The sequence below is a fragment of the Saccharopolyspora erythraea genome, from assembly GCF_018141105.1.
In the GTDB taxonomy this organism is placed as follows: Bacteria; Actinomycetota; Actinomycetes; order Mycobacteriales; family Pseudonocardiaceae; genus Saccharopolyspora_D; species Saccharopolyspora_D erythraea_A.
In genome coordinates, this window is the sequence record NZ_CP054839.1 from 5,169,706 (window position 1) to 5,194,343 (window position 24,638).

20 protein-coding genes and 1 riboswitch are annotated in these 24,638 nt (G+C 72.4%); of the genes, 11 read left to right on the forward strand and 9 right to left on the reverse strand.

Annotation, left to right across the window (positions count from 1 at the left end; genetic code table 11):
* Positions 1-48: 48 nt before the first annotated feature.
* Positions 49-1,188: an acyl-CoA dehydrogenase family protein gene (locus HUO13_RS23255; RefSeq protein ID WP_211897210.1), complete on the forward strand. Its 1,140-nt coding sequence runs from the start codon at positions 49-51 to the stop codon at positions 1,186-1,188.
* Positions 1,189-1,301: 113 nt separating this feature from the next.
* On the opposite strand, the gene HUO13_RS23260 is transcribed toward HUO13_RS23255, so the two are convergent.
* A complete protein-coding gene (locus HUO13_RS23260; RefSeq protein ID WP_211897211.1) occupies positions 1,302-2,129 on the reverse strand; it encodes an enoyl-CoA hydratase family protein in 828 nt (275 codons plus the stop codon).
* Between the two features lie 182 nt (positions 2,130-2,311).
* Here HUO13_RS23260 and HUO13_RS23265 point away from each other — a divergent pair, with 182 nt between their 5' ends.
* Both HUO13_RS23265 and HUO13_RS23270 read left to right on the forward strand, forming a co-directional pair.
* The gene (locus tag HUO13_RS23265) at positions 2,312-3,931 is read left to right on the forward strand and encodes an AMP-binding protein (RefSeq protein WP_211897212.1); all 1,620 of its coding nucleotides are present in this window, start codon (positions 2,312-2,314) and stop codon (positions 3,929-3,931) included.
* A 537-nt stretch (positions 3,932-4,468) separates the two neighbouring features.
* Complete coding sequence (locus HUO13_RS23270) at positions 4,469-5,656, forward strand: hypothetical protein (protein ID WP_211897213.1); 1,188 nt, start codon at positions 4,469-4,471, stop codon at positions 5,654-5,656.
* Positions 5,657-5,833: 177 nt separating this feature from the next.
* Here the strand turns inward: HUO13_RS23270 and hrpB are convergent, their stop codons facing one another.
* The 6 genes from hrpB to HUO13_RS23300 form a co-directional block, all read right to left on the reverse strand.
* Positions 5,834-8,311: an ATP-dependent helicase HrpB gene (hrpB, locus tag HUO13_RS23275; protein ID WP_211897214.1), complete on the reverse strand. Its 2,478-nt coding sequence runs from the start codon at positions 8,309-8,311 to the stop codon at positions 5,834-5,836.
* Between the two features lie 186 nt (positions 8,312-8,497).
* Positions 8,498-8,971 (reverse strand): CAP domain-containing protein, encoded by a 474-nt coding sequence (locus HUO13_RS23280; RefSeq protein WP_211897215.1) that lies wholly within the window; start codon positions 8,969-8,971, stop codon positions 8,498-8,500.
* A gap of 468 nt (positions 8,972-9,439) precedes the next feature.
* Positions 9,440-10,237 (reverse strand): class I SAM-dependent methyltransferase, encoded by a 798-nt coding sequence (locus HUO13_RS23285; protein ID WP_211897216.1) that lies wholly within the window; start codon positions 10,235-10,237, stop codon positions 9,440-9,442.
* A gap of 79 nt (positions 10,238-10,316) precedes the next feature.
* Positions 10,317-11,465, reverse strand: coding sequence for an acyl-CoA dehydrogenase family protein (locus tag HUO13_RS23290; RefSeq protein WP_211897217.1), 1,149 nt, complete (start codon positions 11,463-11,465; stop codon positions 10,317-10,319).
* A gap of 61 nt (positions 11,466-11,526) precedes the next feature.
* Positions 11,527-12,378 (reverse strand): TIGR03084 family metal-binding protein, encoded by an 852-nt coding sequence (locus tag HUO13_RS23295; RefSeq protein ID WP_211897218.1) that lies wholly within the window; start codon positions 12,376-12,378, stop codon positions 11,527-11,529.
* 128 nt (positions 12,379-12,506) lie between these two features.
* On the reverse strand, positions 12,507-12,719 hold the full coding sequence (locus tag HUO13_RS23300) for a hypothetical protein (RefSeq protein WP_211897219.1): 213 nt from the start codon (positions 12,717-12,719) through the stop codon (positions 12,507-12,509).
* A 398-nt stretch (positions 12,720-13,117) separates the two neighbouring features.
* On the opposite strand from HUO13_RS23300, the gene HUO13_RS23305 reads away from it, so the two are divergent.
* The 8 genes from HUO13_RS23305 (at position 13,118) to HUO13_RS23340 (ending at position 22,287) form a co-directional block, all read left to right on the forward strand.
* On the forward strand, positions 13,118-13,450 hold the full coding sequence (locus HUO13_RS23305) for a putative quinol monooxygenase (RefSeq protein WP_211897220.1): 333 nt from the start codon (positions 13,118-13,120) through the stop codon (positions 13,448-13,450).
* A gap of 326 nt (positions 13,451-13,776) precedes the next feature.
* Positions 13,777-13,947: riboswitch (cobalamin riboswitch) on the forward strand.
* A 216-nt stretch (positions 13,948-14,163) separates the two neighbouring features.
* A complete protein-coding gene (locus HUO13_RS23310; protein ID WP_249123975.1) occupies positions 14,164-15,033 on the forward strand; it encodes a Rossmann-like domain-containing protein in 870 nt (289 codons plus the stop codon).
* Positions 15,027-16,139, forward strand: coding sequence for a PLP-dependent cysteine synthase family protein (locus HUO13_RS23315; protein ID WP_249123976.1), 1,113 nt, complete (start codon positions 15,027-15,029; stop codon positions 16,137-16,139). The genes HUO13_RS23310 and HUO13_RS23315 overlap by 7 nt, the downstream gene beginning before the upstream one ends.
* Entirely contained in the window at positions 16,136-17,425 is a 1,290-nt protein-coding gene (locus HUO13_RS23320) for an MFS transporter (protein WP_211897221.1), read from the forward strand. Before HUO13_RS23315 ends, HUO13_RS23320 begins: the two co-directional genes overlap by 4 nt.
* Positions 17,425-18,942: an ABC transporter substrate-binding protein gene (locus HUO13_RS23325; protein WP_349253331.1), complete on the forward strand. Its 1,518-nt coding sequence runs from the start codon at positions 17,425-17,427 to the stop codon at positions 18,940-18,942. Before HUO13_RS23320 ends, HUO13_RS23325 begins: the two co-directional genes overlap by 1 nt.
* Positions 18,942-19,889 (forward strand): ABC transporter permease, encoded by a 948-nt coding sequence (locus tag HUO13_RS23330; RefSeq protein WP_211897222.1) that lies wholly within the window; start codon positions 18,942-18,944, stop codon positions 19,887-19,889. Before HUO13_RS23325 ends, HUO13_RS23330 begins: the two co-directional genes overlap by 1 nt.
* Complete coding sequence (locus HUO13_RS23335; protein ID WP_349253332.1) at positions 19,886-20,686, forward strand: ABC transporter permease; 801 nt, start codon at positions 19,886-19,888, stop codon at positions 20,684-20,686. Before HUO13_RS23330 ends, HUO13_RS23335 begins: the two co-directional genes overlap by 4 nt.
* Positions 20,683-22,287, forward strand: a complete 1,605-nt coding sequence (locus HUO13_RS23340) for an ABC transporter ATP-binding protein (protein ID WP_211897223.1) — start codon at positions 20,683-20,685, stop codon at positions 22,285-22,287. Before HUO13_RS23335 ends, HUO13_RS23340 begins: the two co-directional genes overlap by 4 nt.
* On the opposite strand, the gene HUO13_RS23345 is transcribed toward HUO13_RS23340, so the two are convergent.
* Positions 22,284-23,183: a DUF72 domain-containing protein gene (locus HUO13_RS23345; RefSeq protein WP_211897224.1), complete on the reverse strand. Its 900-nt coding sequence runs from the start codon at positions 23,181-23,183 to the stop codon at positions 22,284-22,286. The genes HUO13_RS23340 and HUO13_RS23345 overlap by 4 nt on opposite strands.
* Positions 23,184-23,278: 95 nt before the next feature.
* On the reverse strand, positions 23,279-24,619 hold the full coding sequence (locus HUO13_RS23350) for an MFS transporter (protein WP_211897225.1): 1,341 nt from the start codon (positions 24,617-24,619) through the stop codon (positions 23,279-23,281).
* Between the last annotated feature and the right edge of the window lie 19 nt (positions 24,620-24,638).

Genomic DNA, 24,638 nt, shown 5'->3' on the forward strand with positions numbered 1-24,638 from the left:
CCATGGCGCCCCGGACACTCACTGGCTTTAAGGGATGGGGAAGCACCGATGAGCACGTTCTCGCTGGACGACGAGCAGCGCGAGTTCGCCGCGTGGGTGCGCGAGATCGGCGCGCGGCGGTTGCGTCCGCTGGCCGAGTCGGGCGCGCCCGGCGCGGTCAACCGCCCGCTGATCAAGGAGATGGGACGGCTCGGCCTGCTGTCTCGCCTGTTCCCCGGCTCCGGTGACGGCCTCGCATCGAGGCAGGCCGCGTCCACCGACCTCTGCCTGCTGCGGGAGAACCTGGCACGCGAGTGCACTGAGGCCGAGACGGCGCTGGCGCTGCAAGGGCTGGGCAGCTATCCGGTCCTGCAGTCCGGCGGCGAGGAGCAGGTGCGGCGCTGGATCCCCGCGGTCGCCGCCGGGGACGCGGTCGCGGCCTTCGCGCTCACCGAGCCGGAAGCAGGCTCGGACGCGGCGGCGCTGGAGCTGGCAGCCGAACCGGACAGCGACGGCTGGCGGCTCAGCGGCGAGAAGATCTGGATCTCCAACGCGCCGGAGGCCGACTTCTACTCGGTCTTCGCCAGGACGACGGCGGCGGCCGGGGCGCGCGGCGTCAGCGCGTTCGTCGTTCCCGCCGACCGCGCCGGACTGTCCGGAGAACACCTGGAGATGCTCAGCGCGCATCCCATCGGGCGCCTCACGTTCGACGGCGTCGCGGTGCGCCGTGACGAACTGCTCGGCGAGCCCGACCGCGGCTTCCGGGTGGCCATGCGCACGCTGGACCTGTTCCGCCCGAGCGTCGGCGCGTTCGCGGTCGGGATGGCGCAGGCCGCGCTCGACGCGGCCGTCGAGCACGCCGGGTCCCGGCAGGCGTTCGGCGGGCCGCTCCGCGACCTGCAGTCGGTGTCGCACACCCTGGCCGAGATGGCGATGCGCACCGAAGCCGCGCGACTTCTCGTCCACTCCGCCGCGGCGGCCTACGACGCGGGCGAGCAGCGCCTCGCCGGTCGCGCCGCCATGGCCAAGCTGCTGGCGACCGAGACCGCGCAGTACGTCGTCGACGCCGCGGTGCAGATCCACGGCGCCCGCGCCCTGCGAAAGGGCAGCCTGCTGGAGCACCTCTACCGCGAGGTGCGCGCACCCCGGATCTACGAGGGGGCCTCGGAGGTCCAGCGGACCATCATCGCCCGGGAGCTCTACCGCTGAGCGCGCGCCGGGCTGGGTGGCTCACCGGGCCCCGGGGCGCAGCGTCCCGCCCGCCAGCGGCGGAGGTCAGCTCAGGACTGCCCACCCACCAGCCCGCCTGCGGCGGCCGGAGGTCAGCGGCCCTGCCAGTCGGGCTTGCGCTTGGCGTTGAACGCGGCGTGGAACTCCCGGTAGTCATCGGTCTTCATCAGCAGCGCCTGGGTCACCGCCTCCAGCTCCAGCGCGCCGGACAGGCTCATGTCCAGCTCCCTGGTCAGCAGCTCCTTCGTCAGGGCGTAGCCCTGGTGCGGCCCGGTGGCCAGGCGGGTGGCGAGCCGGTCCACCGCGGCGTCGAGCTCGTCGTCGGGCACCAGCTCGCTGACCAGCCCGTACCGTTCGGCTTCGGCGGCGGGGATGGTGTCGCCGAGCATGAGCAACTGGGTCGCCCGGCCAAGCCCCACCAGCCGCGGCAGCAGGTAGGCCGACCCCATGTCCGCGCCGGAGAGTCCGACCTTGGTGAACAGGAACGCGAACCTGGCCGACTCCGCCGCGATGCGGAAGTCGGCGGCCAGCGCGATCACCGAACCGGCACCGGCGGCCATGCCGTTGAGAGCGACGACGATCGGGATCGGGCACTCCCGCATGCCCTTGATGACCTCGCCGGTCATCCTGGTGAACTCCAGCAGCTCGTCCGGGCGCATCCGCAGCGTCTCGCCGATGATCTCGTTGACGTCCCCGCCCGAGCAGAACGCCCGGCCCGCCCCGCGCAGCACCAGCACCCTCGTGTCACCCCTGTGCGGGAGCTCGGTCAGCAGGTCACGCAGGTCGGCGTAGGCATCGAAGGTGAGCGCGTTGAGCTTGTCCGGCCGGTCGAAGGTGACCGTGGTGACGCCGTCGGCGCGCTCCAGGCGGAAGTGCTCCCACTCGTCGGTGAACGGGACGGATCCGCGGAACGGGCTCATGCCAGGGACTCCTGCCAGTCTGCGGTGCGGCCCGCGCCGGGCCCGGACCGCGGCAGGCTATCACCTATACATGACCGTCGTCACCGAACCGACATAGCTAGTTTATGTCGCTCCATTGACTGCCGTCATGATTGATGAATACTTGTGGGCATTCCCCACCCGCCGAGGAGGGAGCGCTGCCGATGCGGCTTTCGCCTTCCGCCCACACCGACACCTTCTGCCGGGACAGCCTCCCTCCGCTCGACCAGTGGCCCCGGTTCCGCTTCGACCTGCCCGAACTGGCCTACCCGGACCGGCTGAACTGCGCGGAGGCGCTGCTCGACCAGGCCGTCGAGAAGTGGGGCGAGGACCGCCTCTGCCTCATCACCCCCGGTGAGCGCTGGACCTACGGACAGTTGCGGCGCCGGGCGAACCAGATCGCGCGGGTCCTCACCGAGGACCGCGGACTCGTGCCGGGGAACCGGGTTCTGCTGCGGGGACCGAACAACCCGTGGCTGGTCGCCGCCTGGTTCGGCGTCATCAAGGCCGGGTGCGTCGCGGTGACCACCATGCCGCTGCTGCGCGGGACGGAGATCCGGACGCTGCACGAGCTGACCCGCACCTCGATCGCCCTGTGCGACCACCGGTTCGTCGACGACCTTCACGCGGGGGTTCCCGAACTGCCCGTCCTCGCCTATGGATCCGGCAACGCCGACGACCTGATCCGGCTGTGCGACGGGAAATCCGGCGACTTCACCGCGGTCGAGACGGCCGCCGACGACGTCGCGCTGCTGGCGCCCACGTCGGGTACGACGGGCAAACCCAAGGCCACCATGCACTTCCACCGCGATGTGCTGGCCAATGCCGACACGTTCGCCCGGTACGTCCTCAAGCCGGCCGAGGACGACGTGTTCACCGGCACGCCACCACTGGGATTCACCTTCGGGCTCGGCGGCCTGGTCGTGTTCCCGTTCCGCTTCGGGGCCGCGTCGCTGCTGCTGGAGAAACCCGGTCCCGACGAGCTGGTCACCGCGATCGCCGAACACGGCGCCACTGTGCTGTTCACCGCGCCCACGGCGTACAAGGCGATCCTGGCCACCGGGAAGGCGCCGGCACTGCCGAGCCTGCGGCGCTGCGTGTCGGCCGGGGAGCACCTGCCCGCCGAAGTCTGGGCGGAGTTCCACCGCCAGACGGGCCTGAGGATCATCAACGGCATCGGCGGAACCGAGCTGCTGCACATCTTCATCTCCGCCGCGGACGACGACATCCGCCCCGGCTCGACGGGCAGGGTCGTACCCGGCTTCGAGGCGGTGGTGCTCGACGACGAAGGCTCGCCCGTACCCGACGGCCAACCCGGCCGGCTCGCGGTGTGCGGGCCCACGGGCTGCCGCTACCTGGCCGACCCCCGCCAGCAGGTCTACGTCCAGGGCGGGTGGAACATCACCGGCGACACCTACGTCCGCGACACCGACGGCTACTTCTGGTACCAGGCCCGCAACGACGACATGATCATCTCCGCCGGGTACAACATCGCGGGACCGGAGGTCGAGGAGGCGCTGCTCGCCCACCCCGACGTCGTCGACGCCGCGGTCGTGGGCGCACCCGACGAGCACCGCGGCACCATCGTGATGGCCTTCGTGGTCCTGCGCCCGGGAATCGAGGGGAACGAGCGAACCGCCGAACGGCTGCAGACCTTCGTCAAGAACGCCATCGCACCGTACAAGTACCCGCGCGAGATCGAGTTCGTCGCGGAGCTACCGCGCACGGTCAACGGGAAGCTCCAGCGCTATCTGCTGAGGGAACGCGCACGGGAGCGGGGTTGAGCCGGCTCGACTGCTGATCGTCTCGGCGGCCCACAATGCCACGCACGCCGCGCAACCATTGGTGGGGTGCAGGCCATCAGCGTTCGGGCTCCGCCCGCAGAAGGTCTGGGCGTTGCCGTGCCGCAACACGTGTGCGGTGCCCGACGAATCGGTCCAGCTCCGCCATCCGATCACGCCGTCACCAGCGATCGCCGGCGCGGTGGGGCGCTCTGCGTTCTGGCCCGGCAGTCCGGGCAGGCCGACGGCAGCCTCCATCCGGGCCAGGCTGGCCTGATCTCGACCCCGCAGATCACGCGAACCGAGCATCCCGGCGTTCAGCACCAATCCGCCATCACGGCGTGGACTCGTTCTCCGTACCTGGACGCGCCCCACTTGATCGGCTCCCTGTGATCACCCATGTCCCTACCTTCGTCACCGGGGGTGGCTGGACCCCAGGTCACGGCATGGGGCAGGTTGGTCATCGTGGGTCAGCAGCCGAACGAAGCTCTGCGCCAGGCACGCCTGCACACGCCGTCCAGGCGCGCACCAGGTGAGCCGATGTCGCGCTCCGAACTCGCCTCGGAGGTCTCGGCGTGGCTCTACCGCGAGACCGGCAAGCGCTTCGATCTGGACCCGCACCTGGTGGCCAAGTGGGAACGAGGAGCGGTCCGGCTGCCGACCGCTGCCTACCGATCGGCGCTGCGCGCGGTGCTTGGGGCCAACTCAGACGCCGACCTCGGTTTCTCCGACGCCCCCACAGCCACGGAGACGGCCGAACCCTCACCGACCGGTGTCCCTGAGACACCCGGCGGTGGATACTTCCAGAACTCCCAGGGTCCGTGGGTGGGGGTCGAGTACGTCGACTCATTGCGCTCGGCGGTGGGGCAGTTCGTGAAGTTGGAGGCCCTGCTCGGCGGCGGTGACATCGTGGCGTCGGTGATCCGACGCTTCCGCGATGCCCAGCGGGTGCTCGGTGAGGGCCGCTACCTGCCACAGGTGGAGCGCGATCTGGAGGCTGCCGCTGCAGAACTCGGCGAGTTGGCCGGGTGGATGCTGCATGACGCCGAACGCCACGACGAAGCCCGCCAGATCAACGCCGAAGCCTTGATGCTGGCCCGTGTTGCCGGGGACCTGAAGATGGAATGGTTCATCCTGAGCAACCAAGCGCTGTCCAGCACCCACGCGGGGCGGGACCGGGAGGCGTTGCGGATCTCGGACCGGATGATCGAGACGGATCCACCCGCGAGGGTCCGGGCCCTTTTCGACGTCCGCCGGGCACGTGCCCTCGGCCACCTCGGCGACGGCGCGGCCGCGCTCAAAGCGTTCGACCGCGCGAAGGCCACCTTCGCCGAGGGAGTGACCAGCCGCGACCCCGAGTGGTCGTGGTGGTTCGGCGAAGAGGTGGTCAACGCGCACACGGGGTTGCTCCACGTGTCGCTGGGCGAGCACGGCCGCGCGCTCCCCTACCTGGCCGCAGCAGCAGAGGGCGCGTCGAAGGCGACGAACTACCAGTGGGGAATCCTCATCCACCGCGCGAACCTTCTGGACGGCCTGCTCCGAGCCGGGGATTCCGCCGAGGCCGAGCGGGTCGCGCTGGCCACGGTGCCGCTGGTTGGGCAGGTGAACTCCGGCGGGGCGGAGGGGGTCCTGCGCAGGGCTGCGACCCGCGAAGCCGGGAAACCGTGGCCCTCCACGCTGTCCGATGTCCTCGAACACATGTGGCGGCGGCCGGCTCCATGCGGTTGATCACTCCGAGGTGGCGATCTTCGAAGCGGTGACCCTCTGATGAATAGCCAGAAGTGCCCGAAGGTCAACGGCGGCACTCGATCACTGAAGATCGACGATCGATCCACGGTGGGGCGAGTGCCACCGAAGCGGTGAACGCACACTGGATGCTGTCAACCAGCAGAGTTCGCCAACCCACTACCGCCGGGACCGCGCGGACGTCCTGGCGGTCGGGGTCGCCGTGGCCGGGTCCTCCGGCCACGGGTGCTTCGGGTAGCGGCCGCGCAGTTCCGCACGGACCTGCGGATATCCGTTGCGCCAGAAGGAGTCCAGGTCCGATGTGACCGCCGCCGGACGCCCGGCCGGCGAGAGCAGGTGCAGCACCACCGGCACCCGTCCCTCCGCGATGCGCGGCACGTCGCGCCAGCCGAAGACCTCCTGGAGCTTGACCGGCAGCACCGGCTGCTCCGCCCCGTAGTCGACCCGGATGCGCGAGCCGGAGGGCACCTCGATCCGGTCCGGCGCGAGGTCGTCCACCCCGGCGGCCGACGACCAGGGCACCAGCCGCCGCAACGCGGTGCCCGCAGGCAGGCGCAGCAGGTCGGCGCGGCGCCGGACGCGGGAGAGTTCCGGCTCCAGCCAGTGGTCCGCCGAGGCGAGCAGCGACTCGTCGTCGACGGCGGGCCAGGCATCGCCGAGCGTGGCGTGCAGGAAGCCGAGCCGCTCCCGCAACCGCCGTGCGTCCTCGGACCACTGAAGGAGTTCCAGCCCTTCCGCGCGCAGGCCGTCGAGCACAGCGCGCCGGATCTCGGCCGGTTCGGGATTCTCGATTCCGCGCTCCCGCAAGGTGATCGCGCCGAGCCGTTCGGCGCGGACCGCACGGACATCGCCGTCCACCCAGCCGATCTCGTCGGCAGTGGCCAGCAGCGCAGGGGCCGCGCGGCGGGCGAGCTCCTCGTCGGCGGGGGCGGCGAGCCGGACCGTGCCGGTGGCGCTGCCCGGCGACCGGTCGGCCACCGCGACCGCAAGCCACTCGCAGTGCCCGAGTCCCGAACCCGCAGGCAGTTCCACCGCCGTGCCGGAGGCCATCAGGTACACCGCGGACTCCGGTGACCGCCGCCGCGCGAGTCGTTCCGGCTGAGCCAGGGCCACCACAAGAGCCGCGTCACCTCGGCCAGGGGCCCCGCCGCGGTCCGCCTGCGGCGCGTCACCAAGGCCGGCGGCTGCGCCGCGGTCCTGTACCGCCGCTTTGAGCCTGCCCACCTCGCGACGCCACCGCTCGGTGCCCGGGGCGCCCCGGCGCAGGCGGGACAGCGCCGAGGTCACGTCCGCCTCGGCGGTCAGCGCGTCGTTGTCCAGCAGCGCGACGACCTCGGCGGCGGTCTCCGCGCCCGCCGCCTCCCTGCCGTCGAGCAACGCCCGCGCGAGCCTGGGGTGCAGGCCCAGTTCGGCCATCCGCCGCCCGCGCTCGGTCACCGCGCCGGAGGCGTCCAGCGCGCCGAGGCCGCGCAGGACCTCGCGACCGGCCGCCAGCGCACCGCCCGGCGGCTCGTCCCACCAGCTCAGCGACGACCCGTCAGGCGTTCCCCAGCAGGCCAGTTCCAGCGCGAGCCGGGTCAGCTCGGCGGTGCGGATCTCCGGCTCGGGGTAGGCGGGCAGCGTGCTGTGCTCGTGCTCCGGCCAGCACCGGTACACCGCGCCGGGCCCCTGCCTGCCAGCGCGGCCCGCGCGCTGGTCGGCGACCGCGGCCGACACCCGCACCGTGGCCAGCCCGGCGAGCCCGCGACGGGTGTCCACACGCGACACCCGGGACAGCCCGGAGTCGACGACGGCGCGGACGCCGGGGACCGTCAGGCTCGACTCGGCGACCGCGGTGGCCAGCACGACGCGGCGGCGCGGTCCCTCGCGCAACGCCATGTCCTGCTGCGCGTGCGGGAGCCTGCCGTGCAGCGCCAGCACGTCCACATCGGACTCCCCGGACAGATGGCCCGCGACGCGGCGGATCTCGCCTGCGCCGGGCAGGAACGCCAGCACGTCGCCGTCCTGTTCGGCCAGCGCGGTTCGCACGGCCCGCGCTACGCACGCGTCGATCCGCTCTCCCCGGCTGGGCGGCAGGTAGCGGGTCGACACCGGGTAGGTCCGGGCATGCGCCTCGAGCACCGGGGCGCCACCGAGCAGCTCCGCCGCGCGTCCCGCGGCCACGGTGGCCGAGGTCGCCAGGACCCGCAGGTCCGGACGCAGCCCCTCCCGCGCGTCCAGCAGCAACGCAAGCAGCAGGTCGGCGTCGAGGTGGCGCTCGTGGCACTCGTCGAGCATCACCACGTCGACCCCGGCCAGCTCGGGATCGGACTGCAGGCGGCGCACCAGCAGACCCGAGGTCACCACCTCGACGACCGTCCCGGGGCCACGCCGCCGCTCACCGCGCACCGAGTGGCCCACGCGGCCCCCGACCTCCTCGCCGAGCAGGCTCGCCATCCGCCGCGCCGCCGCGCGGGTGGCCAGCCTGCGCGGCTCGGCCACCACGACGCGCAGGCCGCGTTCGGCCAGCGCCAGCGGCACCAGGGTGGTCTTGCCGGTGCCCGGCGGCGCCACCAGCACCGCCGTGCCGCGCTCCATCAGGGCACCGGTGACCTCGTCGAGGACGGCGCGCACCGGGAGATCGGGAAACTCGAACATAGCGCTGCCATCCTGCCACCCGCCTGGCCCGCGCCCGGCCGGGCGCGGTGCGCGTGAAGCGGCGCCGCACCTGTCAGCCGGGTGCGGCGCCGTTCGGGAAGGGGTTTCGGGGAGCGCGGTCAGCGACCGAGGTCCGGCGGATCATCCGACGAGGTCGCGCGGGTCGGCCACCGAGGCAGGGCGGGGTCAGCGACCGAAGTCCTGCGTCCAGTACCAGCCGTTGGGCTCGACGCCGACACCGATCGTCTTGAGGGAGCAGTTCAGGATGTTCGCCTTGTGCCCGGGGGACTTCATCCAGGCGTCCATCACCTGCTCGGCGGTCTGCTGGCCCATGGCGATGTTCTCCGCGGCAGGCGACGGGTAGCCGGCCCTGGTGATGCGCTGGGAGAACGTCGAGCCGTCCTGCGAGGTGTGGTCGAAGTAGGAGCGGTTGGCCATGTCGGTGCTGTGGGCCTGGGCGGCGTCGGCCAGCCGGGAGTCGGCCTTGACCGCCGCGCAGCCGGCACCGGCGCGGGCCTGGTTGACGAGCTCGACGACGCGCCCCTCGGCGGAGGGGTCGGCCGAGGCCGCCGGGGAGAGCGCCAGGGCGCCGCCGGAGGAGAGCAGGGCGGCCGCAGCGCTGATCGTGATTACGGAGCGTTGAAACTTGGAGCGAGTCACGGCGAGCAAGCTACCCATTCGTGTCGTGATCGAACCGTTATAGATGCGCTAAGTCACAACCACGTTCACCATGAGTGATGGAACCGCGACCGCCTGCCGTTCGGCTTCCACGTTCGAGTGAGGGATGCATCGCAAGGAGGACGGGTTTCCGGCAGCCGGCGACGAGAAAGTCGAGGGGCAGACGTTGTGGATGAGGCCCAAGCGGCCCGTGCGGTAGCGGCGCCGGTGAGGGATCGCGCCTCGCTCAGCAGGGGCGCAACCACGCGGCCCCCGCACCCGCAGCGCGCCGGGACACGCACGTCCGCGCCGGCCGAACGGTCCCAGCCAGCCGGTGATCTCCGGCCTCGCCGGTCAGCTACAGACCGGCGAGGCCCGGTCACGTAGCGGTAGCGACAAGGTCGAGCCCCCCGCGGCGAGCCATCGCAGCGCCGCACCGGCTCTACTCAGCAGCGACGCCACTGGCCTTCTTCAGCGGCGCAGGACCGCCGTCCACACCCGGACGCCGAACAGGGCGTCGATCTCCTCACCGTCCAGGCACGACCGGAGACCGTCGGTGATCTCGCGACGCAGGTCGTGCGCGGTGACGGCTCCTGACCGGACGGCCGCGGCGGCGTTGCTCTGGCTGAGCAGGTAGTCGGCCAGCTCCGACCGGCTCATGCGGACCCGGAACCGGTCCTCGGCATCCAGGGCGTCACTGAAACCCGCGTCCGCCGCTGCGGCGGTGTCGAGGTGATGACGTGGTGGCGCCGGATGGCGGGCGAGGTAGGAGTCCCGGAACCACCGGGTGAACGCGGGCCGCCCGGCCAGGCGACCGGTGAAGAAGTCGCTGTAGACGGCCAGTGCCGCACCGTCGTCGAGGACGCGGGCGAGTTCGGGCAGCACGCGGGCCTGGTCGAACCAGTGGAACGCCGCGCCCGCGGTCACCAGGTCCGCGCACGCGTCGCGGAGCGGAATCCGCTCGGCACCCGACACGACGTACTGCACGCCGGGATATCGTTGCGCCGCGCGCAACATCGCCGGTGCGACGTCCAGCGCCACGACCCGGTCGGCCACGTCCCGCAGCGCACGCGTCGAAAGCCCGGTACCGCAGCCCAGGTCGACGGCGGTGCCTGCGCGCTCGATCCTCAACTGGCGCATGGCCAGCCGCAATGCCGTGCGGTGGTAGTACGGACGACCGCGCGCGTAACGGCGTGCAGCTGCATCGCTGTCGAAGGGATTGGCCACCAGCTGATCCAGCGAACCGCCGATCTGTCGTTCTTCGCGCATGGACCTGCCTCCCCCCGCGTGGCGCCTGCTCGCAACCTACCCCGCCTCACGGTGCCGAGCGCCCCGCCAGAACGGATCTTCAGGCCACGAAACCCTTGCGCTTGGCGGCGAGTTCGGCCAGCACCTCCGACGTCCCGCCGCCGATGCCGAGGATGCGCATGTCCCGGTACTGGCGCTCGACCTCGGACTCCCGCATGTATCCGGCGCCGCCGTGCAGTTGCACGGCCTGGTCGACGACCCACGTGCCCGCCTCGACCGCGGTGTTCTTGGCGAAGCAGACCTCGGCCACCACGTCGTCGCCCGCGAGGTGCCGGCGCGCCACGTCGTGCACGTAGCTGCGCGCGACGTCCACCTTCCGCGCCATCTCCACCAGCGTGTGGCGGACCAGTTGCCGGGAGATCAGCGGCCTGCCGAAGGTCTCGCGCATCCGGCACCACGACACCGTCAGGTCGAGCGCGCGCTGGGCGCCCGCGTAGGCCTGGACGGCGAGCATGATGCGCTCGGTCAGGAAGTGCTGCGCGATCTGGACGAAGCCGGAGTCCTGCGCGCCGACCAGGTTCGCCGCGGGCACCCGGCAGTCCACGAAGGACAGTTCCGCGGTGTCCGAGCACTGCCAGCCCATCTTGTCGAGCCGGCGCGAGACCTCGAAGCCCGGCGTACCCCGCTCGACCACCAGCAGCGAGATGCCGTGCGCGCCGGGACCGCCGGTGCGGACCGCGGTGGTGACGAAGTCCGCGCGGCAACCGGAGGTGATGAACGTCTTCGCACCGTTGACGACGAAGTGGTCCCCGTCGCGCTCGGCGGTGGTGCGCAGCCCCGCCACGTCGGAGCCGCCGCCGGGTTCGGTCACCGCCAGCGCGCCGATGGCCTCGCCCGCCAGCGTCGGCCGGACCCAGCGGCCAACCTGCGCCGCATCGCCCGCCGCGACGATGTGCGGCAGCGCGATCCCGCAGGTCAGCAACGACGCGAAGAGCCCGCCCGAACCGCCCGCGTAGTGCATCTCCTCGCCGAGCACGATGGTGTCGACGATGTCACCGCCGCCACCGCCGGCCTCTTCCGGGAACGCCACGCCGAGCAGGCCGATCTCACCCGCCTTGCGGTGCAGCCACCGGGGCAGCTCCCCGTCGCGCTCCCAGCCGTCCTGGTGCGGCAGGACCTCGGCCTCCACGAAGCGGCGCACGGTCCGTCGCAGCTCCTCCCGCTCGGGAGCGCGGAACGGGTCGGTCACAACAGCACCTCCGGGAATCCGGGTCCGCGCGGGGCTTTTCCGCGTGCGGCGAGGACGAGCGTCATGCGCCGGGCCGGCCCCCGGCGTCCGGTGAACCCGCGGCCTCACGGCCCCGTCCCGGCGGACCGGCGAAGGCCTGCGCGATGCCCAGCCACTGGCGGGCCTGCTCCCCCGTGGCCGTCAGCGCGGTGTCGGAGGGATGCCTGCGCTGGGTCACGACCAGGCAGAAGTCCAGTGCCGGGCCGCGCACCACCTGCGCCGCGTCCTCGGGTCCCCAGCCCCACCGCTCGCCGCCCGGCCCAATCAGCTCCACCCGGAACTCCTCGGCGGGCGGCCGGATTCCGTTCACCGCGTAGGCGAAGTCACGAGTTCGCACGCCGAGCATCGCGATGTGGCGCAACCTGTCGGTGGGTTCGCGCCGCGCTCCCAGCGCGTCGGCGACGTCCTGGCCGTGGGCCCAGGTCTCCATCAGCCGTGCGGTCACCATCGACGGGACTCCCATCGGCGGGCCGAACCACGGCAGGCGCGTGCCGCCGGGGCAGGCCGCCAGCAGCACCGCCAGTTCCGCTTGCCCGGAACGCCAGCGCGCGAGCAGCGCGGCGGGGTCCTCCCGCGCGCCGCGCGCCGCCGCGTCGTCCACCTCGCGCGCGAGCTCGGCCGCGTTCTCCAGCGCGGCCTGGAAAGCCTCCGGATCGCGCACGGCCAGCACGGCCTGCTCGTCGGTCCACGCCAGGTGCGCGACCTGGTGCGCGATCGTCCATCCCGGTGCGGGTGTCGCCCGACGCCACTCGGCGGGATCGAGCCCCGCCACCAGGGCGTCGAAGTCGGCGGTCTCGGCGCGCAGGTCGGCGAGCAGCCGCTCGGTCAGGTCGGACCCGGACGAAACGCGTTCCCGCCGCTCACCGCTGTGCATGCGCTCATCGTGGCACCGGCGCCGAACCAAAAGCAAGCAGTCATGATTGCTTTTTTAATGGACGCAGAAGAGGCCGCCGGCCGAACCGGCCGGCGGCCTCCCATGGTGACCGGTGCCGAGCGCGGGGCTCAGTGGTGCCAGGAAGCCTTGATCACGGGGTGGCCGTCGAAGTGGCCGCCCCAGCACATCAGGCGGCCACCCTCGAACTTGATCGGAGCGCCACCGCTGAGGACGCAGTCCCACCCCCTCACCGCGAATCCGGCGTGGGCGGGCCCGGCGGCGACCGCCAGGCCAGCCGCGGCGATGGCCCCGGCGACGATGATCCTCTTCACAGTGCGCATGTGTGCTCGCCCTTCCCGTTTGAACATCACGGAACTGCTGTGCCACGAGCAGGGTTGATGATGTTGCACCCGCTCGCATGCCGGGGCGCTCTGCTGTGTGTCATCCCTGCAGGGTGAGCCCTGTTTTCGTCACCCTCAGCGCACACACGAGCAGCCGAGGATCACGAACGAGGTTGCGGGGCAACGCATGAGGTGCGGTCCCATCGCGGCACGACACCGGAAAGTGGCCGCCGGCAGTCCGGCCTCAGCACGATCGTGGAAGCGGCACCGGACCTCGACGACATGGCGGCACCGGGCACCGGAAGCCGTTCGGGCACCGGCCGCGGCGGTTTCCTAGGATTCCGGCGGAGGACGTTGGCCGAACCGCCTCCACCACGAGCGACGAAGGAGCGAGATCGATGATCTTCATCACCGCGAGGTTCCGGGTGCTGTCCGAGCACGCCGACCGCTGGCCCGAGATCGCGGGCGACTTCACCCGCGCGACCCGCGCCGAGGCCGGCTGCCTGTGGTTCGACTGGTCCCGCAGCATCGAGAACCCCGACGAGTACGTGCTCGTCGAGGCGTTCCGCGACGACGAGGCGGGGGCCGAGCACGTGCAGTCCGACCACTTCAAGCAGGCGCAGCAGACCCTGCCGCAGTACCTGGCCGAGACGCCGCGGGTGATCAACACGACGATCCCGCAGCAGGACTGGTCGGTGCTCGGCGAGATGACCGTGCCCGAGCGGGGCTGACCCGTCCCTCGCGCGCTCCGCCCGTGGTGCCCGCCCGGGCCCCACGGCGGTCGCCGCGCCCATCCGCAGGAGGCCCCGGCGGGCCACCACCACCCCGGGCCGATCGGACCACGGCCGCCCGAGTGATCGATCCCACCAAACCACTGTGGACAGCACCACTGTGGACTTCTCGCGCCGCCCACTCTCATAGTGCTACTCCGCGAACTTCTAGCCCGTTCGGACTAACGTCAGTCCGCCGGAAGGCCCATCAAGTGCGCGTTCGGACAAGGGCGTGATCTGCGACCGCTGCCCTTGACAGCCCGGGCGGCCTGCTGCAAACGTCTTCGCGAGTTTCTCACCGCGACGGCGGACAGGAAGCCGGTGCGACTCCGGCACGGTCCCGCCACTGTGAATGGGGAGCCACCGCCACCGCGCCACTGCCGTGCAACCGGTGGGAAGGCTGGCGGAAGGCGACGATCCATGAGTCAGGAGACTGGCGCCGTCGTGCCGATTCGTACGGGGTCGCGGAGCCCCGGAGGAGGTACCGAGGTGCTGCTGCACTGCACGCACGTCACCGGCCGACACCGCCGCCGTGGCGTCTCCACCGCTCGAGGCACGACGCGTCCACGTGCGTCGTCCGGAGGAACCACGCCTTCCAGGGCGTGATCCCCTCCTTCGTCCGCCCGTCGGCGGATTTCCACCCGACTCCGGATCTCTCACACGTGGAGACACCCGTGCCTGCTGGCATCGCATCCCCTGCTCGCGCGCCCGAACACGCCGCGCTGACCGCGCTGATCGACCGGGCCCGCGCCGACGACGAACGGCGCGCGGCCGACCTGCGAACCGAGCAGGCCCGGATCTCGGTCGCTTTCCTGACCGTCCAAAGTGCACAACACGCCGGAAGGCGCTCGGGCTACGCCAACTTCGTGCTGAGCGTGCGGGTAGGCAACGCGGTCGGTTCCTGCGCCGTCGAAGCCGGCGAGGCGGATTCGCTCGACGTGGGCGATCTCGCCGGCCGCACCGTCACCGAGCTGCTCGGGCACCGCCAGGCGCCGGTCCGGGTCGCCGTGCTCGACGCCTACCTGGCCTGGCTGCAACCGCACTCCCAGCACCCGAGGTCCAGCCTCGTGCACGTCCCTGCCGGTACCTCGCTGGAGAAGTCGGTGGCCAGGGCCCGCGCGGTGGCCGACCTGGTGCCCGTGCGGCCGGGCGGCGCGGTCGCGGTGATCGGGGTGGTGAACTCGCTGCTCGCCGCGCTCGGCGAACGCGGCGCGCACCGCGTCCCGTGTGACCTGCGCGGCGGGACGACCGAGTGGGGCGAGCCGGTCACGACCGACCACCGCGAGGCGATCTCCCGCGCCGACGCGGTGCTCGCCTCGGGGATGGTCCTGGGCAACGGGACCTTCGACGAGATCTCCGCGCTGTGCCGGGAACGCGGGCTTGCGCTGGTCGTGTTCGCCCAGACCGGGAGCGCGGTGTTGCGGGAGCTGGTCGGCACCCACGTGCACGCGCTGTCGGCCGAGCCCTACCCGTTCTTCTGGCTCACCGGCGACGGCACCGACATCCACACCTACGTGGCCCAGGGCGGTGATGCGACGTGCTGACCGCTCGAGCCGACGTGCGCGGCGGGGCCAGGTGCGCCTCGGTCCTGGACCTCATCGGCGACACCCCGGTCCTGCGGGTCGACACGCCGCTGCCTCACCCCCACCCCGGTTTCTGGGCGAAGCTGGAGGGTTTCGCGCCGGGCGGGATGAAGGCCAGGGCCGCGCTGTCGCTGCTGCGGGGCGCCCGGCGCCGGGGCGAGCTGCGCCCGGGTGGCGCGGTGGTCGAGTCGACCAGCGGCACGCTGGGCATCGGGCTCGCCTGCGTCGGCACCGCGCTGGGACATCCGGTCGTGATCGTCGCCGACCGCGAGCTCGACGGGATGACCGCGGCACTCCTGCGCGCCCACGGCGCCCGGGTCGAGATCGTGACCGAACCGCATCCGGTCGGCGGATGGCAGCGCGCCCGCCGCGAACGCGTGGCGCGACTGCTCGCCGAACTCCCCGGCGCCTACTGGCCCGACCAGTACAACAACCCCGACAACCCGGCCGGGTACCGCGGTCTGGGCGAGGAACTGGTGCAGCAGTTCGACCAGCTGGACGCGGTGGTGTGCAGCGTCGGCACCGGCGGGCACAGCGCGGGGATAGCGCCGGTCGTGCGCGCGCGGTGGCCGCACGTGCGCATCGTCGGGGTGGACTCGGTCGGCTCCACGGTGTTCGGCCAGGACGCCGCGCGGCGGCTGATGCGCGGGCTGGGCAGCAGCATCCACCCGGGCAACGTCGACTACGACATCTTCGACGAAGTGCACTGGATCGGACCGGCCGAAGCCGCCGACTCCTGCCGCAGGCTCGCCGCCGGGGCGTTCGTCACCGGCGGCTGGAGCACCGGAGCGGTGGCGATGGCCGCCGCGTGGTGCGCCCGGGAGCTGGGCTCGGACCGGGTCTGCGGGGTCTTCCCCGACGGGCCGCACCGCTACTGGCAGTCGATCTACGCCGACGACTACCTCGCCGAGCACCACCTGGGCGCCCCGGTCACCGAACCGCTCGACGACGCCGGACCGCACTCGGCCCTCGGCTGGGTGCGCACCGGCAAGGTCGTCGACCCCTGTTCCCTGCGCTCCGCCGAGGGGCTGCCCTGCACCGTGTGCGGAGAGGAGGACGCGCTGTGAACACCAGCGAGTTCCGGCGGCTCTCGCCCGCCTCCAAGCTGCTGGTGGTCAACCAGTTCGGCATCAACGTGGGCTTCTACATGCTCATGCCGTTCCTGGCCGCCTACATGAGCCACAACCTCGGCTACGGCGCCGCGGTGGTCGGCCTGGTGCTGGGCGTGCGCAACCTGAGCCAGCAGGGGATGTTCCTGCTCGGTGGCACCGCCGCCGACCGGCTCGGCTGCCGGCCGATGATCATCACCGGCTGCGCGCTGCGGGTGCTGGCCTTCGGGCTGTTCAGCGTGCTGACCTCGCTGCCCGGGCTGTTCGCGGCGGCCATGCTCACCGGGCTGGCGGGCGCGCTGTTCAACCCCGCCGTGCGCACCTACCTGATGCACGAGGCGGGAGAACGGCGCGCCGAGACCTTCGCCGTGTTCAACGTGTTCGCCCACGCGGGCACGCTCGTCGGTCCGCTGCTGGGCGCCGCGCTGCTGCGGGTCGACTTCCGGCTGATCGCGGTCGTGGCGTGCGTCGCGTTCGCGGTGCTGACGATCGCGCAGGCCGTCGTGCTCCCCCACCGCGAGGTCGAGCCCCAGCGCCAGAGCGTGCTGGGCAGCTGGCGCACCGTCGTGGCCAACCGCAGGTTCCTGGCGTTCACGCTGGCGCTGTCGGCGTACTTCGGGCTCTACAACCAGCTCTACCTCTCGCTGCCGCTGGAGGCGCAGCGCGTCTCCGGGCTGAGCGAGGCGGTAGCGGTGGTCTTCGCGGTCTCCACGCTGATCGGCGTCCTCGGCCAGGTGCGCATCACGCGGTGGTGCAGGCAGAGGTGGAGCGCGGGCCGCTCGGTCGCCATCGGGCTGACGTGCATGGGCGTTTCCTTCGTGCCGGTGATGCTGACCGGTCCGCTGCTGCCGGTGCGGGCGAGCGGCGAGCTCGACTGGGCCGCGACCGCCGCTGTGTGCGTGCCGGTGCTGCTGACCACCGCGCTGTTCACCGTCGGGATGGCGATCACCAACCCGTTCGCGATGGAACTGCTGCCGCTGGTGGGCAGCGAGCGGCTGGCGGGGACCTACTACGGCTTCTACTACCTCGTCTCCAGCGTGGTCGCGGCCGGGGTCGGCTGGCTGGCCGGGGCGCTGCTCGACCTCACCGGCGAGACGGCGCTGGCCTGGTCGCCGTGGCTGGCGCTGCTCGTGGTCGGGCTGGCCGGCGGCGCGGGTGCGGCGCTGATGGAACGACGCGGCCTGCTCGGCCGCACCGAGCGGGCCGAACCGGTGCCCGCGACGACCCGGGAGGGGACGGCGTAGTGCTTCGCTTCGATCGACGGACCGCGCTCAAGGCCGCGCTCGGCGCGGTCGCCGCCGCGCCGCTGGCCGCCTGCGGTGCGGCGGGCGCGCCTGACGGGCGGTTGCGGGTGGCGTTCCCCACCGCCGGGGCCAAGGAGACGCTCGACCCGCACACCAGCTCCCTGTTCGTCGACCAGGCGCGGGCGAAGGCGCTGTTCGACACGCTCGTCGGCTACGCCGACGACATGAGCCCGGTACCGCGCCTGGCCGAGTCGTGGGAGCCCGACGCCACCGGCACCCGGTGGTCGGTCCGGCTGCGCGCCGCCCGGTTCCACGACAACCGGCCCGTCACCGCCGACGACGTGCTCTACAGCTACCGCCGTGTCGCCGACCCGGCCACGGGCTCGCCCGCGGCGCGGCAGTTCGCCGGGGTCGACTTCGGTGCGAGCCGCGTGCGCTCGGCCACCGAGCTGGAACTGGTGCTGCGGGAGCCGAACTTCGAGTTCCCCTCGGCCTGGGGCGCTCCCGCCACCGAGATCGTGCCCGCGGGCACGACCGGATTCTCCGCGCCGGTCGGCTCCGGGCCCTTCCGGTTCAAGTCGTTCCAGCCCGGCGGCTCGACCGTCCTCGCCCGCTTCGACGGGTACTGGGAGGGTGCGCCGACTCCGCCCGAGCTGGAGTTCGTGCCGGTCAACGAGGAGAGCGCGCGGGTTGCGGCGCTGCTGTCCGGCCAGGTGCACTACGCCCACGACGTCAGCGCGAACTCGGCCACGCTGCTGGGGCGCGACTCGCGCACCCGCGTGCTCGCCGCGACCGGCGGGACGATGCAGGCGGTGGCGCTGAAGGTCGACCGGCCTCCGTTCGACGATCCGCGCCTGGTGCGCGCGATCGTGTCCGGTGTGGACAGACGCGCGCTGGTCGACGTGGTGCTGAGCGGTCACGGCAAGCCCGGCAACGACCTGTTCGGCATGGGGCTGGAGTACTACCCGCAGGATCTGCCTCCCCGCGAACGCGATGTCGAGCTCGCACGCTCACTGGTGCGGGAGGCCGGCGCGGAGGGCCTGGCCTTCGACCTGCACACCAGCGCGGCCGACCCCTACTTCGAGTCGGCGGCGATCCTGCTCTCCCAGCAGCTCGCCGAGATCGGCCTGCGGGCGGCCCCGCGCGTGGGGCCGTCGGAGACCTACTTCTCCGACATCAAGAAGATCGGCACCGCCGCCCACACCAGGACCGCTCCCCTGCCGCTGCCCGCGTTCCTGGAACAGCGCATGCGCGGAACCGCCGGGAGCAACAACTACACCGGCTACCGCTCGGCGGAGTTCGACGCCCTGTTCTCCCGCGCGATGGGCTCGCCCGGCGAAGCCGATCGCAGCCGGCTTTTCGCCGACGCCCAGCGGCTCGCGCGTGACCAGAGCGGTCTGCTGGTGTGGGGGTTCAGCGACTGGAACGTGGCGGTCTCCAGTTCGGTCGGCGGGCTGCGCCCGGCACCGCCGAACTCGCTGGACTGGGCGCGCTTCGACCGCGCGGTCGTGGGCTGATGGCGCTTGCCGCGCTGCGGCGCGCGGCCACCGCCGCCCTCCAGCTCGTCGCGGTGTCGGTGGCGGTGTTCGCGCTGACGTCGCTGCTACCCGGTGACACCGCGGTGGTGGTGCTGGGCGAGCACGCGACCGAGGAACAGCTCGCGGCACTGCGGGAGCGGATGCACCTGGACCGGCCACCGCTCGAACGCTTCGCGGCGTGGGCGGGCGGTCTGCTCCACGGCGATCTCGGCCGCTCGTCGCTCACCGGGCTCCCGGTCACCGAGGACATCGCGCGCGGGTTCACCACGACGGCGCTACTCGCGGTCGTGGCACTGGTCGTCGTGGTGCCGCTGGCGGTGGCGATCGGCGTGGCCGGCGGCCTGCGTCGCGGCTCGCTGCCGGACCGGGTGCTCAACAGCGCGGTGCTCCTGCTCAACTCGGTGCCGGAGTTCGCGCTGGCACTGCTGCTCGTGGGGCTTTTCGCGCTGCACCTCGCGTGGCTTCCGGCCACCGCCGCCGGTGCGTCGGGCTGGGAGCTGGCCGCCCAGCCGGCGTTGCTGGTGCTTCCCGTCAGCGTGCTGGTCGGCAAACAGCTCTGCGGTCTGGCGCGGCAGGTGCGAATCGGCGTCGCCGAAGCCGACGACGCGGAGTACGCGACGCACGTCCGATTCCACGGCCTGCCGGAGCGGACCGTGGTGCTGCGCCACGTGCTGCCCAACGCGATCGGCCCCGCGGTGCAGCAGCTGGCGAGGGTGGTCGACGGGCTGCTCGGCGGCGTGGTCGTCGTCGAGGCGGTGTTCGCGCTGCCGGGCATGGGCTCCGGCTTCGTCAACGCCGTCATGGCACGCGACCTGCCTTCGGTGCAGGCTTACGCGCTGGTGTTCGCCGCCGTCACGATCGCGGTCAACATGCTCGCCGACATCGCCGCCAAGCGGCTCGTACCGCAACGGGAGGTGATGGCGTGACCCGCCTGCTCGCGGCGGCCTCCGCCGCGGTGTTGCTCGCCGTACCCGCGCTCATGGCCCTGTTCGGCGGGTTCGTGGCGGGACCGGCGGACTCGAAGTCGCCGCCGCTGATGCCGCCGGACACCGGGCACCCGCTGGGCACCGACGCGCTCGGCCGCGACGTGCTCGATCTCGTGCTGACCGGCGGAGCTTCGATCGCCGCGCTGACCGGTCTGTCGCTGCTGCTCAGCTACCTCGCCGGCGTTCCGCTGGGACTGCTGGTCGCGGGCGCTCGCAGCCGGTGGGTGTCCGGCGGGCTGCTCCGCGTCCTGGACTTCGTGCTGGCGCTTCCCGGGCTGCTGGTGCTGCTGGTGCTGGCCGCCGTCGACTGGCGCGGCGCACCCGCCCTGGTTCTGGCCATCGCGGTGCTCCAGCTTCCCGCCGTGGTCCGCATCGCGCGCAGCGCGGCGCTGGCCCCCGGCTGCCGGGCGACGGTGGAAGCACTGACCATGCAAGGGGAATCGTGGTGGCGGATCCACCTGGGCCACGTCGGCCGGGCCGCGCTCGGGCCGGTCGCCACCGACGCCGGTACGCGGCTCGGGCTGGTGCTCTACCTCGTCGCGTCGGCGAACTTCCTGGGGCTCGGGCTGCCGCCGGCCTCCAGCGACTGGGCGGTGCTCGTGGAGCGCAACAAGGAAGCCCTGTTCCTGCAACCGTTCGCGGTGCTGGTCCCGGCGGGCCTGCTCGTCGCGCTGTGCATGGGCGTCAACCTCCTCGCCGACCAGTTCCTCACCGGCCGCGGGGAGGTCCGGTCATGAGCGAATCGGTGCTCAGCGCGCGGGGACTCAGCGCGCTCACCGGTGCACAGCGGCTGCTGGACGAGATCGACCTCGACGTGGCGGCGGGGGCGGTGGTCGCGGTGCTCGGCGAGTCCGGCGCGGGCAAGACCACACTCGGCCTGGCGCTGCAGGGTGAACACCGCACGGGCATCCGGCTCGCGGGCAGCGTCCGGCTCGGTACCGGCGAACTGCTCGGGCTGCCCGCACGGCAGCGCCGGGCGGCGCGCGCCAACGGCATCGGCTACCTGCCGCAGCACCCGGGCGCGGTGCTCAACCCCGTGCGGCGGATCGGCGGCGTGCTGGAGGAACTCGCCGCGGTGGTGCACGCGACACGGCACGACCGCGAGGAAGCCGTCGGCGAAGCGCTGCGTGCGGCACGGCTGGAGCCGCTGCCCCAACTGCTCCGGAGCTTCCCCCACCAGCTCTCCGGCGGACAGCAGCAACGCGTGGCACTGGCCCAAGCGCTGGTCGCACGTCCCGGAATCCTCGTCCTGGACGAACCCGCGACGGGGCTGGACGCCATCACGAAGTCCGAGCTCGCGGGAACGCTGGAGCGGTTGTCCGGCGCCGGGACCTCACTGGTCGTGCTCACCCACGATCTCGCGCTGGCCCGTCGGATCGCCGACGAGGTGGTGGTCCTGCGCGACGGTCGCAGCGTCGAGCACGGGCCCGCGAACACGGTGCTGTCCGACCCCGGGCACGACTGGACCCGGAGGCTTCTCGCCGCCGAGCCTCGCCTGGAGTCCAGCGCCGCACCCGTTGCGGCACAGGAGAAACCCGGCACCGCGGCGAGAAGCGGCCTTCGAGCCCGAGGACTCGGCAAGCGGGCAGCGAACGGACGACGACTGTTGTCCGATGTGGACATCGACGTCGTGCCCGGGCACTGCCTGGCGCTCGTCGGACGATCCGGAGCGGGCAAGACCACGCTCGCCCGCTGCCTGGCGGGTCTGAGCAAGCCGGACACCGGCGAAGTCGTGCTCGACGGCACCGTGCTCGCTCCCGCCGTCCAGCGTCGCACGAAAATCCAGCGGCGCAGGGTCCAGTACGTGCACCAGGACGCGCGTGCCTCGTTCGACCAGTTCAGCCCGGTCCTGGCGCAGGTCGCGCGAGCCGTGCGGCTGGCCCGGGGCGGCGGAAAGCAGGAAGCGCGCACCGAAGCGGCCCGTCTGCTCAGCGGTGCGGGCGTGACGCCGGAGCAGACCGGCCGCCGCCCCGGCGCACTGTCCGGCGGCCAGCTGCAACGAGCCGCGGTGGCCCGCGCGCTCGCGGCGGACCCGGCGGTGCTGGTCTGCGACGAGATCACCTCCGGGCAGGACCCGGTGCACCAGGCCGGACTGCTCGAACTGCTCGCCGACGCGGTGCGGTCCACCGGTGTCGCGCTGGTGCTGATCAGCCACGACCTGCCTGCCGTCGCCTCAGTGGCCGACGAGATCTACGTGCTGGAAGCGGGACGCTGCGTGGAAACCGCCCCGACGCACACCCTGCTCTCGGCGCCGGGCACGAGCTTCGCTCGCGACCTGGTCGCGAGCGCGCGCGAAGGCGCGCAGCCGCAACGACTTCCGGGCGGCTCCGCCCCCTAGCCCCGCCCCGCCGGCCGCTCGCAGCGCTGCGCCAGCGCGATGGCGTCGTAGGGGGCGTGGACCTTGACGTCGTTGTCGAAGTAGACGTAGACGTCCCGGCCTTTCGTCCGCCGCGCGGGCGGAGCGACAGTGTGGGCGGTGCGCGGACTGCGGCCCTGGTGCCAGTCGTGCACCATTCCCGCCCAGCGGTCGAGCGCGCTGCCGGTGTAGCCGCTGACGTAGAGCTCCTCGGCACCGTGCAGCCGGACGTAGACGAAGTCGCTGGTGACGTCCTCCAGGTACGGCCACTTCCCGGCGGTGTCGGCGACGACGAGCCCGATGTCGTGCTCCCGCAACAGCTCCACTGCCTCGGCGCCGGCGAAGCTCGGGTGGCGGACCTCCAGGGCGTGGCGCAGCGGCTGGTCGATCTCGGTCTCGGTCAACGCGCGGCCGCGCAGGCGGTCGTCGTGCCGGGCCGCCAGGTCCGCCGCCGCGCCGGTGCTCCGGGGCAGCAGGGCGAAGAACTCCGCGAGCCGCTCGGCGTCGAAACCCAGCGACGGCGGCAGCTGCCACAGCAGCGGCCCCAGCTTGCCGCCGAGGGCGAGCACACCGGAGGCGAAGAAGTTGGCCATCGCCGTCTCGACGCCGCGCAGCTTCTTCATGTGCGTGATGTAGCGGCTTCCCTTGACCGCGAACAGGAAGTCGGCGGGCGTCTGCGCCGCCCAGTCGCGGTAGCTCTCCGGCCGCCGCAACGAGTAGAAGGACGCGTTGATCTCGGCGGAGTCGAGCTTGCTGGACAGGTACTCCAGCTCTCCGCCACGCCGCAGGCCGGCCGGGTAGAACGAGCCGCGCCAAGGCTCGTAGACCCACCCGGAGGTACCGATCCGCACGCGGTGCGCCTTCGATCCCGATCCCATGACCCCGCTCAGCGTACCGGCCCCGGCGTCCAGTCGTGGGGCGAAGACGCCTCGCCGCCGGGAACCCCGCGGGACTCCCGGCGGCGAGCACGCGGTCAGACGGCGGCCTTCTCCCCTGCGGACTCCGGCTCCCGCCCGGCGTGCAGGCCGCGCCGGAACGTCTCCGGTGCGGCGAACATCGACGCGGCCGCGACCAGCGCCCCGGCGGCGACCAGCGCCGCGACGCTCCACGACGCGCCGCCGGACGACATGATCAGCGAGGTGGCCAGCAGCGGGGTGAACCCGCCGAGGAGCACGCTGCCGATCTGGTAGCCGATCGACACGCCGCTGTAGCGGACCCGGGGCTCGAACAGCTCGGTGTAGAACGCCGCGATCGGTGCGAACACCGCGCCGTGCGGGACGGCGAGCGCGACCGCCAGGGCCAGCGCGATCAGTGCCGGCGACCGGGTGTCGACCAGCAGGAAGAACGGCCAGGCGTAGGCGGCCATGAACAGCGCGCCACCGATGAACACCGGCCTGCGGCCGACCCGGTCCGACAACGCGCCCCACAGCGGCAGCGCCACGATGTTCAGCGCCGCCGCCAGCATCACGCCGGTGAGCCCGGCCTGGCGCGGCAGTCCGAGATGCTGGGTGACGTAGCTGAGGATGAAGACGGTGAACACGTAGTAGTTGCCGCCTTCGGCGAAGCGGACCCCGACCGCGATCAGGATCTGCTTCGGATGGGTCCGCAGCACCTCGACCAGCGGCCTGCGCGCCGGGCCCTCCGCGGCGGTGGCCGCCGCGAACGACTCCGACTCGTTGATGCGGAACCGGATGTAGAGGCCCACCACGGCCAGCACGATGCTCAGCAGGAACGGCACCCTCCAGCCCCAGGCGAGCAGCTGCGGCTCCGGCAGCGCGGAGACGAGGCTGAACACGCCGGTGCCGAGCAGGAGCCCGGCCGACACACCGGTCTGCGGCCACGCGCCGTACCGGCCGCGCTTGTCGTCGGGGGCGTGTTCCACGGCCATCAGGACCGCACCACCCCATTCGCCGCCGACGGCGAAGCCCTGGACGAGCCGCAGCACGACCAGTAGCACGGGCGCGATGACGCCGACCTGCTCGTAGGTCGGCAGCAGGCCGATCAGCGTGGTGGCGGCGCCCATCAGCAGCAGGGTCGCCACCAGCATCGCCTTGCGGCCCAGCCGGTCGCCGTAGTGCCCGGCGACGAAACCGCCGACCGGACGCGCGACGAAACCGGCGGCGAACGTCCCGAACGCGGCCAGCGTGCCCGCGGTGGGACTGACGTCGCTGAAGAACAGCCGGTTGAAGATCAGCGCGGCCGCGGTGCCGTAGATGGTGAAGTCGTACCACTCGATGACGCTGCCGATGGTGCTCGAGGTCAGCGTCCTCGGCGCGGACGAGGCCCCGGTGCGCTTCGTTGCGTTGGAGGACATGCCGTGCTTTCTGGTCGGG

Coding starts and splice junctions, on each gene's coding strand:
- HUO13_RS23265 (WP_211897212.1), top strand. CDS start 2,312: ATGCGGCTTTCGCCTTCCGCCCACACCGACACCTTCTGCCGGGACAGC.
- HUO13_RS23255 (WP_211897210.1), top strand. CDS start 49: ATGAGCACGTTCTCGCTGGACGACGAGCAGCGCGAGTTCGCCGCGTGG.
- HUO13_RS23350 (WP_211897225.1), bottom strand. CDS start 24,619: ATGTCCTCCAACGCAACGAAGCGCACCGGGGCCTCGTCCGCGCCGAGG.
- HUO13_RS23295 (WP_211897218.1), bottom strand. CDS start 12,378: ATGCACAGCGGTGAGCGGCGGGAACGCGTTTCGTCCGGGTCCGACCTG.
- HUO13_RS23270 (WP_211897213.1), top strand. CDS start 4,469: ATGTCGCGCTCCGAACTCGCCTCGGAGGTCTCGGCGTGGCTCTACCGC.
- HUO13_RS23345 (WP_211897224.1), bottom strand. CDS start 23,183: ATGGGATCGGGATCGAAGGCGCACCGCGTGCGGATCGGTACCTCCGGG.
- HUO13_RS23285 (WP_211897216.1), bottom strand. CDS start 10,237: ATGCGCGAAGAACGACAGATCGGCGGTTCGCTGGATCAGCTGGTGGCC.
- HUO13_RS23305 (WP_211897220.1), top strand. CDS start 13,118: ATGATCTTCATCACCGCGAGGTTCCGGGTGCTGTCCGAGCACGCCGAC.
- HUO13_RS23300 (WP_211897219.1), bottom strand. CDS start 12,719: ATGCGCACTGTGAAGAGGATCATCGTCGCCGGGGCCATCGCCGCGGCT.
- HUO13_RS23340 (WP_211897223.1), top strand. CDS start 20,683: ATGAGCGAATCGGTGCTCAGCGCGCGGGGACTCAGCGCGCTCACCGGT.
- hrpB (WP_211897214.1), bottom strand. CDS start 8,311: ATGTTCGAGTTTCCCGATCTCCCGGTGCGCGCCGTCCTCGACGAGGTC.
- HUO13_RS23260 (WP_211897211.1), bottom strand. CDS start 2,129: ATGAGCCCGTTCCGCGGATCCGTCCCGTTCACCGACGAGTGGGAGCAC.
- HUO13_RS23330 (WP_211897222.1), top strand. CDS start 18,942: ATGGCGCTTGCCGCGCTGCGGCGCGCGGCCACCGCCGCCCTCCAGCTC.